Source organism: Curtobacterium sp. NPDC090217 (genome assembly GCF_044746705.1).
Lineage (GTDB): Bacteria > Actinomycetota > Actinomycetes > Actinomycetales > Microbacteriaceae > Curtobacterium.
The window spans coordinates 271,112-285,431 of sequence record NZ_JBIVCR010000004.1; the positions used below are offsets into that span (position 1 = coordinate 271,112).

The 14,320-nt window shown below is 69.9% G+C and carries 16 protein-coding genes and 4 tRNA genes; 15 read left to right on the forward strand and 5 right to left on the reverse strand.

The features are described from left to right. Positions 1–111 precede the first annotated feature (111 nt). Positions 112–1,212, forward strand: coding sequence for a heparan-alpha-glucosaminide N-acetyltransferase domain-containing protein (locus ACIPJ2_RS15530; protein WP_402729566.1), 1,101 nt, complete (start codon positions 112–114; stop codon positions 1,210–1,212). Positions 1,213–1,252: 40 nt separating this feature from the next. Here ACIPJ2_RS15530 and cls read toward each other — a convergent pair whose 3' ends face one another. Both cls and ACIPJ2_RS15540 read right to left on the reverse strand, forming a co-directional pair. Next, positions 1,253–2,713, reverse strand: a complete 1,461-nt coding sequence (gene cls / locus ACIPJ2_RS15535) for a cardiolipin synthase (protein WP_402729567.1) — start codon at positions 2,711–2,713, stop codon at positions 1,253–1,255. A gap of 37 nt (positions 2,714–2,750) precedes the next feature. Next, positions 2,751–3,239: a YajQ family cyclic di-GMP-binding protein gene (locus ACIPJ2_RS15540; protein WP_281265137.1), complete on the reverse strand. Its 489-nt coding sequence runs from the start codon at positions 3,237–3,239 to the stop codon at positions 2,751–2,753. 124 nt (positions 3,240–3,363) lie between these two features. On the opposite strand from ACIPJ2_RS15540, the gene ACIPJ2_RS15545 reads away from it, so the two are divergent. The 5 genes from ACIPJ2_RS15545 to ACIPJ2_RS15565 all read left to right on the forward strand — a co-directional run bounded on the left by ACIPJ2_RS15545 (position 3,364) and on the right by ACIPJ2_RS15565 (position 5,968). Beyond that, a tRNA-Tyr gene (locus ACIPJ2_RS15545) sits at positions 3,364–3,445 on the forward strand. A gap of 130 nt (positions 3,446–3,575) precedes the next feature. Then, positions 3,576–4,397 carry an inositol monophosphatase family protein gene (locus ACIPJ2_RS15550; protein WP_402729568.1) on the forward strand — a complete coding sequence of 274 codons (822 nt, stop codon included), beginning with the start codon at positions 3,576–3,578 and terminating at the stop codon, positions 4,395–4,397. Positions 4,398–4,536: 139 nt separating this feature from the next. Then, positions 4,537–5,700: a peptidoglycan DD-metalloendopeptidase family protein gene (locus ACIPJ2_RS15555; RefSeq protein WP_402729569.1), complete on the forward strand. Its 1,164-nt coding sequence runs from the start codon at positions 4,537–4,539 to the stop codon at positions 5,698–5,700. A gap of 90 nt (positions 5,701–5,790) precedes the next feature. After that, positions 5,791–5,862: transfer RNA gene (locus ACIPJ2_RS15560), tRNA-Thr, on the forward strand. Between the two features lie 32 nt (positions 5,863–5,894). Next, positions 5,895–5,968, forward strand: a tRNA-Met gene (locus ACIPJ2_RS15565). A 177-nt stretch (positions 5,969–6,145) separates the two neighbouring features. Here ACIPJ2_RS15565 and ACIPJ2_RS15570 read toward each other — a convergent pair. Continuing rightward, the gene (locus ACIPJ2_RS15570; protein WP_281265134.1) at positions 6,146–6,535 is read right to left on the reverse strand and encodes a hypothetical protein; all 390 of its coding nucleotides are present in this window, start codon (positions 6,533–6,535) and stop codon (positions 6,146–6,148) included. A gap of 109 nt (positions 6,536–6,644) precedes the next feature. On the opposite strand from ACIPJ2_RS15570, the gene ACIPJ2_RS15575 reads away from it, so the two are divergent. Genes ACIPJ2_RS15575 through ACIPJ2_RS15585 form a run of 3 tightly spaced genes read left to right on the forward strand, consistent with a single transcriptional unit; the run spans position 6,645 to position 8,544 of the window. Continuing rightward, positions 6,645–7,094, forward strand: coding sequence for a MaoC family dehydratase N-terminal domain-containing protein (locus tag ACIPJ2_RS15575; protein ID WP_402729570.1), 450 nt, complete (start codon positions 6,645–6,647; stop codon positions 7,092–7,094). Further along, entirely contained in the window at positions 7,091–7,513 is a 423-nt protein-coding gene (locus ACIPJ2_RS15580) for a MaoC/PaaZ C-terminal domain-containing protein (RefSeq protein WP_402729571.1), read from the forward strand. The genes ACIPJ2_RS15575 and ACIPJ2_RS15580 overlap by 4 nt, the downstream gene beginning before the upstream one ends. Next, the gene (locus tag ACIPJ2_RS15585) at positions 7,510–8,544 is read left to right on the forward strand and encodes a UDP-N-acetylmuramate dehydrogenase (protein WP_402729716.1); all 1,035 of its coding nucleotides are present in this window, start codon (positions 7,510–7,512) and stop codon (positions 8,542–8,544) included. Before ACIPJ2_RS15580 ends, ACIPJ2_RS15585 begins: the two co-directional genes overlap by 4 nt. A 117-nt stretch (positions 8,545–8,661) precedes the next feature. Here the strand turns inward: ACIPJ2_RS15585 and ACIPJ2_RS15590 are convergent, their stop codons facing one another. Continuing rightward, a complete protein-coding gene (locus tag ACIPJ2_RS15590; RefSeq protein ID WP_402729717.1) occupies positions 8,662–9,843 on the reverse strand; it encodes a pyridoxal phosphate-dependent aminotransferase in 1,182 nt (393 codons plus the stop codon). A 189-nt stretch (positions 9,844–10,032) separates the two neighbouring features. On the opposite strand from ACIPJ2_RS15590, the gene ACIPJ2_RS15595 reads away from it, so the two are divergent. From ACIPJ2_RS15595 to ACIPJ2_RS15620, 6 genes are all read left to right on the forward strand, one after another. Further along, positions 10,033–10,105, forward strand: a tRNA-Trp gene (locus ACIPJ2_RS15595). A gap of 35 nt (positions 10,106–10,140) precedes the next feature. Beyond that, positions 10,141–10,404, forward strand: coding sequence for a preprotein translocase subunit SecE (secE, locus tag ACIPJ2_RS15600; RefSeq protein ID WP_402729718.1), 264 nt, complete (start codon positions 10,141–10,143; stop codon positions 10,402–10,404). 173 nt (positions 10,405–10,577) lie between these two features. After that, entirely contained in the window at positions 10,578–11,585 is a 1,008-nt protein-coding gene (gene nusG / locus ACIPJ2_RS15605; RefSeq protein ID WP_402729572.1) for a transcription termination/antitermination protein NusG, read from the forward strand. A gap of 128 nt (positions 11,586–11,713) precedes the next feature. After that, entirely contained in the window at positions 11,714–12,145 is a 432-nt protein-coding gene (gene rplK / locus ACIPJ2_RS15610; protein WP_281265127.1) for a 50S ribosomal protein L11, read from the forward strand. Between the two features lie 104 nt (positions 12,146–12,249). Continuing rightward, complete coding sequence (gene rplA, locus ACIPJ2_RS15615; RefSeq protein WP_281265126.1) at positions 12,250–12,939, forward strand: 50S ribosomal protein L1; 690 nt, start codon at positions 12,250–12,252, stop codon at positions 12,937–12,939. A 78-nt stretch (positions 12,940–13,017) separates the two neighbouring features. Then, a complete protein-coding gene (locus tag ACIPJ2_RS15620) occupies positions 13,018–13,632 on the forward strand; it encodes a Pr6Pr family membrane protein (protein WP_402729573.1) in 615 nt (204 codons plus the stop codon). 8 nt (positions 13,633–13,640) lie between these two features. Here the strand turns inward: ACIPJ2_RS15620 and ACIPJ2_RS15625 are convergent, their stop codons facing one another. Further along, positions 13,641–14,309, reverse strand: a complete 669-nt coding sequence (locus ACIPJ2_RS15625) for a YqaJ viral recombinase family protein (protein ID WP_402729574.1) — start codon at positions 14,307–14,309, stop codon at positions 13,641–13,643. Between the last annotated feature and the right edge of the window lie 11 nt (positions 14,310–14,320).

Below are 14,320 nucleotides of genomic sequence, written 5' to 3' on the forward strand. Positions count from 1 at the left end.
GCGCCGCTGGGCCCCCGCGCCCGCGCCCCCCCCCCCCCCCCCGCCCCCCCCCCCCCCCCCCCCCCCCCCCCCCCCCCCCCCCCCCCCCCCCCCCCCCCACGCCTGTACGGGGTGGACGTCGCCCGTGCCGTCGCACTCCTCGGCATGGTGGCCGCGCACGTCGGGGGCGTCGCCGAGCAGCTCGACTGGTCGGACCCTTCCACCTGGTCGGCCGTGGTGAACGGGCGGTCGTCGACGCTGTTCGCGGTGCTCGCCGGCGTCTCGGTGGGCCTGGTGAGCGGCCGGACCGACCCGCCGGGTCCTCCCGAGATCGGGCGGGTGCGCGCACGGCTGGCGATCCGGGCCGTCGTCATCGTCGTGATCGGCCTGTTGCTGATGGCGCTGAACACGCCCGTCTACGTCATCCTGCCGACCTACGGGGTGCTGTTCCTGCTGGTGCTCCCGGCGCTGCGCTGGCCCCGGTGGGCACTCGTCTCCGCCGCCGGCGTCTGTGCGCTGCTGTCTGCGCCCGTCGCGATCGCGATCGTCCCGGCCTACGCGGACGCGAGCACCTTCACGCTGCAGCTCGGCCTCGTCTACCCCGTGGTCACGTTCCTGACGTACGTGCTGGTCGGGCTCGCGGTCGCCAGATCCGACCTGGGCCCACGCCGCCGGTTCCCGGACGACGCGCCAGCGGCGTCCGGGCCGTGCCGGTGGGGAGAGGCTCGGAGCACGCAGGTCGCGCTCCTCGCGTCCGGCGCAGTGGTCGCCACCGCGGCCTACCTCGCCGGGGCAGTGACGGCACCGGTGCCAACGGACGCGGGTGACGCGTTCCCCGGGGTCCCGTTCGTGCCGCAGGGCGCGTCCGCGGGGCAGGCGTTCGCGCAGGTGTTCCTGTCGCCGCGGGACCACTCGTCGTCGATCGTCGACGTCGTCGGGACCGCCGGCGTCGCCGTCGCCGTGATCGGGCTCTGCACGCTGCTGTTCGACGGGCGCGGTGCCGTGGCCCGCCGGATCGCCTTCCCGCTCGCCGCGATCGGGTCGATGCCGCTGACGATCTACGCGCTGCACCTCGTCGTCATCGCGGTGCTGCCGCCGCTCCCGCAGGAGCCGGCCACGTGGTGGTGGTTCGCCATCGGCGCCGGCCTGTTCGCCGCGCTGTGGAGCCGGTTCCTGGGACGTGGGCCGGCCGAGCGTCTGGTCGCACGGATCGTGTCGGTGGTCCCGCGCTGACCGAGCCGGCGCGCCGGACGCGCACCGGGCCTCCCGGCCGCTACTGCAGGGCTGCCGTGAGCCGCGCGATGTTGTCGAGCACCTGCGAACGACGCGTGCGACCGAGCCACGCGTCGAGCTCGAGCGGGATGCTGTCCTTCCGGTAGGCGTCCTGCACGCCGCGGAGCGCGTCGACGAACCGTTCCCCACGGACCATCACCGAGATCTCGAGGTTCAGGCTGAACGACCGCATGTCCATGTTGCTCGACCCGATCACGGCGACGTCGTCGTCGATCGTGAAGTGCTTCGCGTGCAGGATCGTCGGCGAGCGGTACAGCCAGATCTTCACGCCGGCGCGGAGGAGCCCCTCGTAGTAGGAGCGCTGCGCGTGCCAGGTCATCGCGTGGTCGCCGATCTCCCCGACGAACAGCTCGACCTCGACCCCGCGCTGCGCCGTCGTCGTGATGGCGTACAGCATCGAGTCGTCGGGGACGAAGTACGGCGAGGTGATCGACACCTTCTTCTGCGCCGAGTACAGCAGCGCGTTGAAGAGGCGCAGGTTGTTCTCGCCGTCGAACCCGGGGCCGGACGGCACGACCTGGCAGTCGAGCGCGTCGCCGCGGTCGGCTCGCTGCACCGGGTCGCTCTCGCGGAGCAGGAGTTCGTCGGTCTCGCTGTACCAGTCGGTCACGAACAGGGCGTTGATGCCGGCGACGACCGGACCCTCGAAGCGGGCGAACAGGTCCTTGTACGCGAGCCCCTTCTCGATGTGCGCCTTGAGGTCGTAGGACTTGTCGATGAGGTTCTGCGACCCCGTGAACGCCACCGACCCGTCGATGACCATGATCTTCCGGTGGTTCCTGAGGTCAGGGCGCTGGAACTTCCCCTTGAACGGCTGCAGCGGGAGCATCAGGTGCCACTCGATGCCCGCGCGGTCCAGGAAGGCCAGCGTGTCCTTGTACCCGGGGTAGCCGCGGCTCGCCCAGTGGTCCATGAGGAAGCGGACGGTCACGCCGCGCGCCTGCGCCCGGGCGAGTGCCTCGAAGAAGCCGCGCGTGGTGTCGTCGAGCGTCGCGATGTAGAACTCGACGTGCACGAACCGCCGTGCGTCGTCGATGGCGCGGGCCATCTCGGCGATCGACTCGTCGTAGTCCGGGTAGAGCTCCGCCGAGTTGCCCCCCACCAGTGGCATCGCGCCGAGCTTGCGGTTCAGCTCGGTGATGCTCTCGAACCACGGCGGCCACGGGTGGTCCCGACGGACGCGTTCGATGCCCTCGGTCTGCTCGAGGATGTAGGCGTTGATCTCGGTCTGCTTCTCCCGCCTGGCCTTCGGCAGCTTCGTCGACCCGATGACCAGGAAGACGATGAAGCCGATGTAGGGGATGAGGAAGATCGCGAGCAACCACCCGGTCGCGGTCTGCGGCTTCCGGTTGATCGGGACGTAGATGAGCGAGAAGGCACGGATCGCCAGGTCCAGCAGGACCAGGAGAACGGTCAGGGTGACGGAGAGCCAGTGCTCCACGGGGGCGTCGAGTCGTCTTTCGCGGGCGCGCGGGGCGTCAGCGGAAGTTGATGAACTGCAGCGGCACGTCGAACTCTTCACCCTTGAGGAGCTGGATCGTGTTCTGGAGGTCGTCGCGGCTCTTCGAGGAGACCCGGAGCTCGTCGCCCTGGATCTGGCTCTTCACGCTCTTCGCGGCGTTCGCCCGGAGGAACGCGCCGATCTTCTTCGCGACGTCCTGCTCGATGCCGTTCTTGAACTTCACCTCGATGCGGAACTCCTTGCCCGACGGGTACGGCTCGCCGGCGTCAAGGCTCTTGAGGCTGATGCCGCGCTTGATCGCCTTGGACTCGAACACGTCGAGGACCGCGGTCGCCCGCTCGGAGGTGTTCGCCTTGATGAGGACGTCCTCACCGCTGAACGCGATCGATGCGCCGACGCCCTTGAAGTCGTAGCGCTGTTCGATCTCCTTGGCGGCCTGGTTGAGGGCGTTGTCCGCCTCCATCTTGTCGACCTTGCTGACCACGTCGAAGGAGCTGTCTGCCATGCCCGACAGCCTAACGGGGAGCGCCGACCTCGGTCCGCGCCACGGTGGTCACGACCATCGTCGGCCATCCGGTATGCTGTTCTGGCGCCTCCGGTTGGTGACTACACGGGCTGGGTGCGCACATGGCGAGTTACCCAAGCGGCCAAAGGGATCTGACTGTAAATCAGCCGGCGTAGCCTTCGGGGGTTCGAATCCCTCACTCGCCACGTGTCCATGTGCTGGAGAACTGTCTGCGCATGGTGACGGAACAACGCAGGGCCCCGTTTTGACGGGGCCCTGATTCGTTGGGTCCCCTTCCTGACGGGGTTGTTGCTCGTTCCTGGAAGGATCGAGTGCATGAGCGCAGACCCGACCCCGACCGAGCTCGCCGACCTGGCCGAGTCCATCGCGACCGAAGCCGCCGAGCTCGCCGCTCGTCGTCGTGCAGAAGGAGTCGAGGTCGCCGACCGGAAGTCGAGCATCGTCGACGTCGTCACGGCCGCCGATCGAGAGGTCGAGGCTCTCGTGCACGACCGCATCCGTGCCACCCGGCCGGACGACGGGTTCTTCGGCGAGGAGACCGGCGGGGCCGACGGAACCTCCGGCATCACGTGGGTGGTGGATCCGATCGACGGCACCGTCAACTACCTCTACGGCAGCCCGCAGTACGCCGTCAGCATCGGTGTCGTCCGCGGCGACCCGGACCCTGCGGTCTGGGAATCGATCGCCGGCGTGGTCATCGCCCCGGCGACGGGTGATGTGTTCCGTGCGGTCGCCGGCGAGCCCGCCACCCGCAACGGCACCGTGATCACCGTGGGGGAGCCCGCCTCCCTCGGCGAGACGCTCGTCGCGACGGGCTTCGGGTACACCGCCGACCGCCGTCGGGAGCAGGTCGCCGTGCTCACCGGACTGCTCGGCGAGGTCCGCGACATCCGTCGTGGCGGGTCGGCCGCACTCGACTGCTGCTCGGTCGCCGCAGGGGTCGTCGACGCGTACTACGAGCGCGGGATCAACCCGTGGGACATGGCCGGCGGATCGATCGTCGCCGCCTCCGCCGGCGCCGTCGTCACGTCGTGGGAAGCCGGTGGAACGCGCTCGTTCCTCTTCGCCGCACCGTCGATCGCCGCCGAGCTCGAGACCCTCGTGCGTCGGGTCGAAGCCGGGGTCCTCGGGTCCTGACCCCCACCTCTGGGGCCCCTGTGTGGTCATGACCACGACTGGCGGCACGCTACGACCCCTGGTACCGTCGCTGCAGTCCCGTTATCTGCTCGTTATCAACGAGCGCCGACAGCCCTGATCAGGATCCCCACCGAAACGCATGCTCGAAGCCACGCTGCAGCCCGCCGTCTCCGGACGAACCACCCTCGACGGAAGGACCACCGACGGCGCCTCGCCCGTGGTCCACATGACCCGCCGGGCCCGCATCGAAGCGGAGCGCGCAGCAGCGAAGCACGGCGTCCAGCACTCCCAGGACATCGCATCGGCCGGGCCGGTCGACGCCGCGTCGATCGACGCCGCCCCGGTGTCGCCGTCCGACCAGGCTGAGCCCGTCACGCCGCCGGCGCCCTCATCGCCCGTCCTGCCGGCGTCCGTGATCGAGCCGGCGACCCCGCCCGCACCGTCGTCGCCGGTCGTCGCACCCGCAGCGACCCGCCGGGTGAGCGGCCAGGTGCCTCCCGCTCGTCGCCGGACCACCGCTCCGGCCCCCCGCGTCGACCGGGCCACGCGCCACCTCGGTGCCGGCCGCCCGTCCGTGGCTGCCGCGCCGGTGCCGACGAAGCGCACGGGTGCGTCGTTCCGCAAGAACGCCTCGCGCGCGACCGCCGTCGGCGCGCTGCTGTTCGTCGCCGGGTTGGTCGTGTCGACCTCCCTGCCCGCGCAGGCCCTCTACACGCCGGAGCCCGGCTCGACGACCGTGCAGGCCGCCGCCGACGGCGACACACAGTCGCTCCGCGTCGGTGACGCGACCGAGGGCTCGACGAACCGCGACGCCTACACCGTGTCCGACGCCACGCAGTACAAGAACGTCGACTCGTCGAGCTTCACGAACGATCCGAACGGCACGATCCAGTGGCCGTTCCTGACCGGCGTGCCGATCACCTCCGGATTCGGTGGGCGCCAGGTCGAGGGCTGCTCGTTCTGCTCGACCAACCACCAGGGCGTCGACTTCGCCCCCGGGGCGGGAACCCCCATCCGCGTCATCGCTTCCGGGACCGTCATCAAGGTGCAGCCGAACGACGGTGGCTTCGGCAACGACGTGTGGGTCGAGCACGACGTCGACGGCAAGCAGTTCACGAGTGTCTACGGCCACATGATGGACAACTCGTTCAAGGTCGTGAAGGGCCAGCAGGTCGCGGTCGGGGACGAGCTCGGGCTCGTGGGCTCGACGGGCAACTCGACCGGCCCGCACCTGCACCTCGAGGTGCACGTCGACGGCGTCCCGGTGGACCCGCTGGCGTGGCTCCAGGCCAACGCGAACTAGCTCCACGAGGCGGCGCGCCCGGGCGTCACGGCCGGTTCCAGACCACCGTCCGGGTTCTGCTATCCTCGTGTGGTGCCGCTCGCGGTACACGCCCCGATAGCTCAGTGGTAGAGCACTTCCATGGTAAGGAAGGGGTCGTCAGTTCAATCCTGACTCGGGGCTCCGACCCGGCGAGAAACCAGCGCCGGATCTGTGGCGGGGTAGCTCAGTTGGTTAGAGCACACGACTCATAATCGTGGGGTCGCGGGTTCAAGTCCCGCCCTCGCTACCGCAAGCCCGGCGTCCGCGCCGGGCTTTCGTCGTTCCCGGGCCCGGGCCCGGGCGCCGGTTTGTCGCGTTCGCACCCCCGTACGAACACCGCGCCCCGTCATGCCGGGGCGCGACGATCGTGCGCGGGCGCAACCGAGCGGTACACGACGCAGCCGCACGGCGCAGCGGAGCGTCGCTACCGCCCGGCCCGATCGACGTCGGCAACGAGCAGCCCGGCGGACCGGAGCGTCCGCTCGAGGACCCGGACGACGTCGTGCCAGCGCTCCCGGCGTCGAGCGGCGCCGATCGACCCGCCAGCGACGGCCGGCCCGTGTCCGGCGTGCCGGAGCGTCAGCAGCGACCTGCCTCCCGCCGTGGACACGATGACCTCGTACCGGCGGTACTGCTTCGCCGGGTGCACGAGCGCTCCGAGCAGCACCGTCAGGAACCGACTGCCGGACGTCGCGGTGATCGACCCGGGTGCGGCCACGACGTCGTGGCCCTCGGATCGCAGCGCCGCGGCCGCGAGCTCCATCGCCGTGCGCCGATCGCCGGTGTGCACGGCGAACTCGATCGTCGACTCCACGTGCATCCCCCTCGAACGAACCGGCGCCCCCCCGGCGCCGCGGGAACCAGCATAGCCGATGCATACTCATGAATCGCAAGCCCCGACCGGCCTCGGTAGACTCCCCGTCGTGTCAGTGAACCCCGAGCTCGTCGGCAGGACGTTCCCGCCGGCCCCGAAGTACCTGGTCGGTCGAGAGAAGGTGCGCGAGTTCGCCCGTGCCACGTTCGCGACGAACCCGATCCACCACGACCCGGACGCCGCACGTGCAGCCGGCCACGACGACGTCGTCGCCCCGGCGACGTTCGCGGTCGTCGTGCAGGAAGCCACACTCGCGCAGCTCCTCGCCGAGCCCGACGCCGGCATCGACTTCTCGCGCGTGGTGCACGGCGAGCAGAAGTTCACCTACGACCGACCGATCGTCGCCGGCGACGAACTCACCGCGACCCTGACGGTCACGAGCGTGAAGACGCTCGGCGGCAACGCGATGGTCACGGCCGAGAGCACGATGAACGACGCCGCGGGGGAGCACGTCGTCACGGCGACCTCCACCCTCGTGGTCCGGGGGGACGACGCATGACCGACGCAGCAACCGAGATCACCGTGGGCACCGTCGTCGCCGAACGACAGGTGCACATCACGCGTGACTCCCTCGTCCGGTACGCCGGCGCCTCCGGTGACTTCAACCCGATCCACTACCGCGACGACGTCGCCGCGTCCGTCGGGCTCCCCGGCGTGCTCGCGCACGGCATGCTCACGATGGGCATCGCCGTCCAGCCCGTCTCCGAGTGGCTCGGCGACCGCGGCTGGATCGTGTCGTACGGGGTCCGCTTCACCCGGCCCGTCGTGGTCGACCCGGAGACCGGCGCGGACGTCGGCATCGTCGCCAAGGTCGGCACCGTCGACGACGAGGGCCGTCCGCAGCGCATCGACCTCACCGTGACCGCCGCCGAGCAGACCGTGCTCGGCAAGGCGCAGGTCACGGTGGCGTTCCGCTGACCGTGTCGCAGCAGGCGTTCGCGGAGCTGACCACCCTCCGTGTCGGTGGCCCCGCCGGACGGCTCCTGGTCGCGGAGACGACCGACGAGCTGGTCGCGCACACCAGGGACGCCTGGGCGGACGAGGAGTGGCTCGTGGTCGGCGGGGGCAGCAACCTGCTCGTCGCCGACGCCGGGTTCGACGGCACCGTCGTGCTCGTCCGCACGCGCGGCGTCGAGCACGAGGCCACCGCGGACGGCGTCACCGTCCGCGTCGCGGCCGGTGAGCCGTGGGACGCGTTCGTCGCGTCGACCGTCGACAACGGCTGGACCGGACTGGAGGCCCTGAGCGGCATCCCGGGCACCGTCGGTGCGTCCCCCGTGCAGAACATCGGGGCGTACGGGGTCGAGCTCTCCGACGTGCTCACCCGGGTCGAGTTCCTCGATGCGGCAACGGGGGAGCGCACGTGGGTGCCGGCCGCCGAGCTGGCGCTCGGGTACCGCACGTCCACGCTGAAGCACGGGCGTCGGGGCGTCGTCCTCACCGTCGAGTTCGCACTCGGCACCGACACCGACGGCGGTGTGCCCGTCCGGTACGCGCAGCTCGCCGGGTCCCTCGGCGTGACCCTCGGCGACCGTGTCGACCCCGCCGTGGTGCGCTCGACCGTCCTCGGTCTGCGTGCCGCGAAGGGCATGGTCCTGGATGCCGAGGACCCGGACACCTGGAGCGCCGGTTCGTTCTTCACGAACCCGATCGTCTCGGCCGGGTTCGCGGAGTCGCTGCCCGCCGACGCACCGCGCTGGCCGGCCGGCGACGACGTCAAGCTCAGCGCCGCCTGGCTCATCGAGCACGCCGGGGTGCACCGCGGGTACGCGCTCGCCGGGTCGCACGCGGCGATCTCGTCGAAGCACACCCTCGCGCTGACGAACCGCGGCGACGCGACGGCCGCGCAGGTCGCGGAGCTGGCGCGCTACGTCCAGCTGACGGTGCTCAACCGGTTCGGCGTGTCGCTCGTGCCGGAACCCGTCGTGGTCGGCGACCTGCTCGCCTGACGCGGGACGAGCCTCCCGGCTCTGCACCAACCCGCACCGCGAAAGCGACAGTGTCCGCCCGGAATCCGGGCGGACACTGTCGCTTTGGCGAGGGGGCGGTCAGCCGAAGAGGCAGTGTCAGCTGAAGAGCTTCGCCAGGCGGGCGACGCCCTCGGTGATGTCGTCGTCGCCGAGGGCGTACGACAGCCGGAGGTAGCCGGAGGGGCCGAACGCCTCGCCGGGGACGACCGCGACCTCGGCGTGCTCGAGGATCAGGTCGGCGAGCTCGAGCGACGTCGTCGGGGTGCTGCCTGCCCACTCGCGACCGAGGAGTGCCGTGACGTCGGGGTAGACGTAGAAGGCGCCCTTCGGGGTCGGCGTGACGAACCCGGGGATCGCGTTGAGCCCGGCGACGATGGCCTTGCGGCGGCGGTCGAACGCCTCGCGCATCTCGGCGACGGGCTCCTGCGGGCCGTTCAGGGCGGCGATCGCGGCGCGCTGCGACACGTTCGACACGTTGGACGACAGGTGCGACTGCAGGTTCGAGGCGGCCTTCACGGCGTCGGCCGGGCCGATGAACCACCCGACGCGCCAGCCGGTCATCGCGTAGGTCTTCGCGACGCCGTTCACCAGGATCGTGGTGTCGGCGAGGGCGGGGATCTGCTGCAGGATGCCGGCGAACTCGGTGCCGTCGTAGACGAGGTCCTGGTAGATCTCGTCGCTGATCACCCAGATGCCGTGCTCGAGCGCCCACTCGCCGATCGCGCGGGTCTGCTCGGCCGAGTACACGGCGCCCGTGGGGTTCGAGGGGGAGCAGAACAGCAGCGCCTTCGTCTTCGGGGTGCGCGCTGCCTCGAGCTGCTCGACCGTGACGAGGTAGTCCTGGTCGCTGCCGGCGAAGACCTCGACGGGCGCACCGCCGGCGAGACGGATCGCCTCGGGGTAGGTGGTCCAGTACGGAGCGGGGAGCAGGACCTCGTCACCGTCGTCGACGATCGTGGCGAACGCCTCGTAGACCGCCTGCTTGCCACCGTTCGTGACGACGACCTGCGAGGCGTCGACGGTCGCGCCGGAGACGCGGGCGGTCTTCTCGGCGATGGCCTGCTTGAGCTCCGGGAGGCCCGTCGCGGGCGTGTAGCGGTGGTTCTTCGGGTCCTGCGCTGCGGCGACCGCGGCGTCGACGACGTGCGCCGGCGTGGCGAAGTCGGGCTCGCCGGCCGCGAAGGAGATCACCGGGCGACCGGCGGCCTTCAGCGCCTTGGCTTTGGCATCGACCTTCAGCGTGGCGGACTCGGCGATCGCGGCGATGCGGGACGCGATGCGCGGGCGCTGGTTGGCGGTGGACTCGGGGCCGTTGGCTGCGGTGCTCACCGGTCCAGCCTATCGGCGCGGCACGCCGGAGCGGCCCTCAAGTGGACACCGTGTGACGCACTCCCGTACACTCATCTGCGGTGGTCACGGCCTGCCTGACGGCGGACGTGTTCACCCAGGAGCCGGATCGGCCCCTGAAGGGCGGTGGCTCAATTGGTAGAGCAGCGGTCTCCAAAACCGCAGGTTGCAGGTTCGAGTCCTGTCCGCCCTGCAACTCTGGAAGGGTAGAAGTTGGCGAGCAAAGACGTGGAAGCGACGGCGGACGACGTCGTCGCCAAGGCGAAGCAGGACCGGGCCGGGCGCCGCGGGCCGTTCGCCGCGATCGCCCTGTTCATCCGCCAGGTCATCGGCGAACTCCGCAAGGTCGTCACGCCGACCCGCAAGGAGCTCTTCAGCTACACCGGTGTCGTCCTGGTCTTCGTCGTCGTGATGATGATCCTCGTGTCGGTCCTCGACTTCGTGTTCGGACTCGGTGTCGGCTACGTCTTCGGCAACGGTCCGACCGCCTGATCAGGCCGTCCACGTAGGCTCGTCCACACGGGCCGACTCCCGGGTCACCCGGTTCCCCGCCCGCGCAGATCAGCACGGTGCTGATCGAACATCGTGCGGGCGGAGCCGAAACCAGGCAGACCCGGAGACCGAACGCCAACCCGATCCGCACCACCGAACGGAAAGAACCGACAGTGTCTGACAACTCCCGCGACGACATCGACCTCGCGACCGCTGCAGAGCAGTCCTCCGAGGTGGAGGAGAACCAGGAAGGCGACGTCGAGACCGGTGAGGAGCGCTCGGCGGAGTCCGCCGAGGAGCGCGCGATCTCGGTCGAGGACGAGGACGACGAGTCGCTCGGCATCGACGAGAGCCTGACCGCCCTCGCGGAGTCGCAGGACCCCGAGGCCGACGCGATCGTCGACGACGCGCTCGAGATCGACACCGCCGACGAGGCAGAAGCCGCCGTCGAGGCCGTCGAGGACGAGGAAGAGTCCGAGATCGAAGAGGAGTCCGCCGCCGAGGCGAACGCCACGATCGCCGCGGACGAAGCCGCCGACGCGCTCGAGGACGAGGAGCCCGCCGAGGTCGACCCGTACGAGGCCTTCAAGGCCGAGCTGCGGATGAAGCCGGGCAAGTGGTACGTCATCCACTCCTACGCGGGCTTCGAGCGCCGCGTGAAGTCGAACATCGAGAACCGCATGGTCTCGATGTCGATGGAGGACTACATCTACCAGGTCGAGGTCCCGATGGAGGACGTCGTCGAGATCAAGAACGGTCAGCGCAAGCTCGTCACGCGCGTCCGGATCCCCGGCTACGTGCTCGTGCGTCTCGACCTCAACGAGGACTCGTGGTCCGTCGTCCGGCACACCCCCGGTGTCACCGGCTTCGTCGGCAACGCGCACAACCCCACGCCGCTCCGCTTCGACGAGGCGTTCGGCATGCTGAAGTCCCTGGTCCAGGTCGCCGAGCCGGCACCGACCAAGGGCGGCAAGGGCAGCGGCCAGACGCAGGCCTCCCCGGCCGCAGAGGTCGACTTCGAGGTCGGCGAGACGATCACCATCAAGGAAGGCTCGTTCGCGGGGCTTCCCGGATCGATCTCCGAGATCAAGCCGGAGAGCGGCAAGCTGACCGTCCTCGTCTCGCTGTTCGAGCGCGAGACCCCGGTCGAGCTCAGCTTCGACCAGGTCACCAAGCTCTAGTCGAGTACACTTATCGAGTTTGGGCCCGAACGCCTCGTGCGTCGGGCTCGTGACCGCGAGCCGGAACCGCCGGCCACGCGGGAGAGTGCACGGATCCCCGTGCGTTCGATTCCAGGAGGAAGCACAACATGGCACCGAAGAAGAAGGTCACGGGCCTGATCAAGCTGCAGATCAACGCGGGAGCCGCCAACCCGGCCCCGCCGATCGGTCCGGCGCTCGGTCAGCACGGCGTGAACATCATGGAGTTCTGCAAGGCGTACAACGCCGCGACCGAGTCGCAGCGTGGCAACGTCGTGCCGGTCGAGATCACCGTCTACGAGGACCGTTCGTTCACGTTCATCCTCAAGACCCCGCCGGCCGCTGAACTCATCAAGAAGGCTGCGGGTGTGCAGAAGGGGTCCGCGACCCCGCACACGGTCAAGGTCGCGAAGATCTCGATGGACCAGGTCCGTCAGATCGCCGAGACCAAGCAGGCCGACCTGAACGCCAACGACATCGACCAGGCCGCGAAGATCATCGCCGGCACTGCTCGTTCGATGGGCATCACGGTCGAGGCGTAGTGCTGTCCAAGCACTAGGGCTCATCACTCAGGTCCACACCCCCAAACCCTTCCGTGGGAGAGCCTCGCCGGCTCGTCAACCACGTATCTCGCAAGGAGACCACCATGGCGAAGAAGTCCAAGGCCTACCAGGCCGCGGCCGCGAAGATCGAGGCCGACAAGTTCTACACCCCGACCGAGGCCGTCGCCCTGGCCAAGGAGACCGGCTCTGCGAAGACCGACTCCACGGTCGAGGTCGCGCTGAAGCTCGGCGTCGACCCCCGCAAGGCGGACCAGATGGTGCGTGGCACCGTCATCCTGCCGCACGGCACCGGCAAGACCTCCCGCGTCATCGTCTTCGCGACGGGTGCCGCTGCTGAGGCCGCCATCGCCGCCGGCGCCGACGAGGTCGGTGGCGACGAGCTCATCGCGAAGGTCGCCGAAGGCTACACCGCCTTCGACTCGGCCGTCTCGACCCCGGAGCTCATGGGCAAGGTCGGTCGTCTCGGCAAGGTGCTCGGCCCGCGTGGCCTCATGCCGAACCCGAAGACCGGCACCGTGACCCCGAACGTCGCGCAGGCCGTCAACGACATCAAGGGCGGCAAGATCGAGTTCCGCGTCGACAAGCACGCCAACGTGCACTTCGTCGTCGGCAAGGCCTCGTTCACCGCCGAGCAGCTCGACGAGAACATCTCGACCGCGCTCGAGGAGATCAACCGCCTCAAGCCGAGCGCCTCGAAGGGCCGCTACGTCATGAAGGGCGCCGTCTCGACGACCTTCGGCCCCGGCATCCCGCTGGACGTCAACAGCATCTGATCGAACTGATCTGACGCCAGAAGGCCCCGCACCGGATCGGTGCGGGGCCTTCTGCATGCGAGCCGATAGCGTGGCCCTGTGCGCACGCTCGTCAACTCCCTCCGGCTCATCGCCGTGATCGCGGTGGTCGCCGCGATCGTCGCCCAGTTCATCCGGACGTCCCAGGGTCCCGGTGTCGTGTTCTGGAACTTCTTCGGCTACTTCACGATCCAGTCGAACATCATCATCGCCGTCGCGTTCGCCGTCGCCCTGGTCGCCGCGGCCCGCCGGCAGCGCGAGGGGGTCGGTGCGTCGGTGTTCCGCGGTGCCGCGACCGTCTACATCGCCACGACCGGCATCGTCTACAACACGCTGCTCGTCGAGGCAGCGCTCGGCAACTCGTTCACCGTGCCGTGGTCGAACGACCTGCTGCACAAGGTCATCCCCGTGTACGCCGTGCTCGACTGGCTGCTGTTCTCCGACCGTGCCCGACTGCGCACCCGCCACGTGTGGTGGTTCCTGCTCTACCCGGCGGTCTGGCTGGTCGTGGTGCTGGTCCGCGGGGCGACCGACGGCTGGGTGCCGTACCCGTTCCTGAACCCGAGCCTCGGTTACGGGGTCGTGGCGCTGTACTGCCTCGGGGTGGCGGTGTTCATCGCCCTGATGGGGTTGCTCGTGATCGGCATGAGCCGACTGCGCCTGATCCGGGTGTAGCCGGGACGTCAGCGGGCGTCGCGCAGGCGGTCCAGCACCATGTCCGCCAGCTGCACGAGTCCGCGGATCTGGTCGTCGTCGCGGTCGATCCACCGGCACTCGGGCTCGTCCGCGATCGGCACGAACCCGTCGTGCTTCTCCCACACGAACAACGTGCGCTCGGCGCCGAGCACGTACTGCTGCCACCAGACCTGCCGCAGGTAGTGCCGCGGGACACGCTTCCAGCCGGACGACGTCGTCTTGATCTCGGCGAGGAGCAGCCGGCCGTCCCGGTCCTGTCCGACGCCGTCCGGGGTCGCGAGGTGGGCACGGTTGGCGCTCGCGTGGAACAGGTGCGCCGACGGCTGGATGCCGTGCGTGGCGGCGACCCACGCGGCGATCACGGGCTCCCGTTCCTTGCCGTGCTCGGTGTAGGCGTTGCCGGAGAACCGGGAACCGTAGCGTTTGTCCGCGATGACGGCCTCGACCGCGCGGAGCGAGGCGAGCCGCGCGACGTCCGTGGCGGTGATGCCCGCGGCGCGGGCGCGGAGCCACGCGACGCGGTCTGAGGAGTGCGCGACGATCCGCTCGGTGTGGCCCCGGAGGCTCGTGAACGCGTCGTGCGCGCCGGTGACGGACGCGCCGGGGCCGGGCTCGGCCTCCAGGCTGTCCCACAGGGTGGGCTGCACGATCGTCACCCGACGATTCT